We start from the raw sequence: 1,858 nt of genomic DNA, 5'->3' as shown, positions 1-1,858 counted from the left end.
GCGCATACTCCATCAGGGCGCTGAAGGTTTCACCCTTCAACAAAGACGCCGGATATACGGAAGCATCTTATTCTCGTTCTTCCATCGCAACTGTTTCTCTTGCTTCGATCGGCGGGACCATATACAGGATAATGGACTTTTCGAAATGCCGTCCTTTGAAGCTCAGCGCCATAACCACTCCCTGGATACGGTGAATTGGTGAATATGACCAATCCCGTGTCGGGATGCTAGAGATTTTCTGCAACAGAGCCTTCATTTTTGTCTCCAAAAGGCTGAGAATTATTGTTCACAGTTATGCTGCCCCTGTTCCTAATGAAGCAGCTGACTGCTCTACTTTACGGCTAATGTAGTCAAAGTTTTAGATGGCTTATCCTTGACACACTGTTCGCTTTGGCGAACAATTGAGGAGTCCTCTATAAGGGGTTGAAAATGTTCCATTTGGATGACCTCATTCTCTTTGCCGAGATCGTCAAGCAGGGTAGCTTTACTTCGGCCGCCAGCCGCCTGGGAATTTCAAAGTCCTTTCTCAGCGAGAAATTATCGGAACTTGAATCTCATTTTGGTGTTAAGCTGCTGCGGCGCACTACCAGAAGGCTAAGCTTGACAGAGGAAGGAGAAACCGCTTTTGCGGAAGCGCTTGAAATGATAGAGCGAGCCGAAAAGCTTGAAAATCTGATCGCCGGCCATAACCTCTTCCCGAAGGGGCGTATTAGGATTACCGCCTCTATTGAAGTTGCCTCTGAAATCCTCGCTCCAGCGTTGGCGATATTTGCAAAACTGCATCCGCAGATTGCAGTCGATATTCTGGCAACTGATACTGTGCTTGACCATGTAAAAGATAAAATTGATATCGCGATAAGGATCGGAAAGATTCAGGACTCAAATCTGATACAAAAGAAAATTGGCAACACATTCCTTGGGATATTTGCCAGTGTTGGGTATTTGGCGTCGCTTGAAGCGGAGCCGCATCATCTTCAACAATTGCAGCGTCACTCGATTTACAGCTTCCATCGCCGACAAAGCCTTGTATTAAGCGGGAAGGAGGAAAAGGGGGAAGTCGCGATCTCCAATCGCATTCAAATCGATAGCATTACGGTTTTGAAGACCTTCTGCCTGTCTGGTGGTGGATTCTGCGTACTTCCGGTGGCCATTTGCGAGACAGCATTGCAGCAGGGTATACTCCGACGCATCTTGCCCGACTGGTCTTTCGCTCCCGTACCCTTATACTATATTTATGAAAAATCTCGTTCCCAGGCAGCTCGATTCATGACATTTATGAATTTCATGACTCCTGTTCTCGTCAAAGCTCTTGACGCGAAGTGACGAAGAATCAGTCGTGAATGGGGGATCACTGTGAATCTAGTTAAATCTGTCTTGAACATAAAAGAATTCAATGTGCATGAAGTAGCATCTTCATGCAGCTTCCTAAAATCCGTGCGTTGCATAGATTACACTGCTTTGGGTCCTTCCGGCATGGTGCCCCGCCATGGTTGACGATCAATCCCTCCCGTTTTGGCAGTGCCATGATATGGCACTGCATGCACTGTAGAGGCTAATTTGATTGACAGGCTGTTTTTTCAGGGCCCCGGAAAGAATGCTTAGAAATTAATCAAATCATCAATATGATTGACTAAAAGCCGCCTCCTGGGAGATGCCATCCTCCTCCTGAGGAGGTTTTTTCAATGCAATGTGACATACGGCTGGCCTTTTCCCTGGCCGATCAATTCGAGGCCAGTGCTGATGTCAGAAGCTCACGCGGAAAAAGATATTCGCATTCTTTTTTATCGCAACGGTGCATGGACCGAAACCGGCTCCGCGAATGCTGCGGTGGCGACAGACGTCAGCGGCGTGCCGAACG

Annotated in this window: 2 protein-coding genes; one reads left to right on the top strand and one right to left on the bottom strand. The window is 47.5% G+C overall.

Annotated features, from left to right (window positions below; all coding sequences use genetic code 11):
• Positions 1-67 precede the first annotated feature (67 nt).
• Positions 68-256, bottom strand: coding sequence for a hypothetical protein (locus VE954_RS25600; protein ID WP_324958197.1), 189 nt, complete (start codon positions 254-256; stop codon positions 68-70).
• Positions 257-429: 173 nt separating this feature from the next.
• Between VE954_RS25600 and VE954_RS25595 the strand changes: the two genes are divergently transcribed.
• Positions 430-1,323, top strand: a complete 894-nt coding sequence (locus VE954_RS25595) for a LysR family transcriptional regulator (RefSeq protein WP_324958196.1) — start codon at positions 430-432, stop codon at positions 1,321-1,323.
• Positions 1,324-1,858: the final 535 nt, after the last annotated feature.

The sequence above is a fragment of the Oligoflexus sp. genome, assembly GCF_035638955.1.
GTDB lineage: Bacteria > Bdellovibrionota_B > Oligoflexia > Oligoflexales > Oligoflexaceae > Oligoflexus.
The sequence above is the reverse complement of the archived record's forward strand: the minus strand, read 5'-3'. Positions and strand labels throughout refer to the sequence as shown.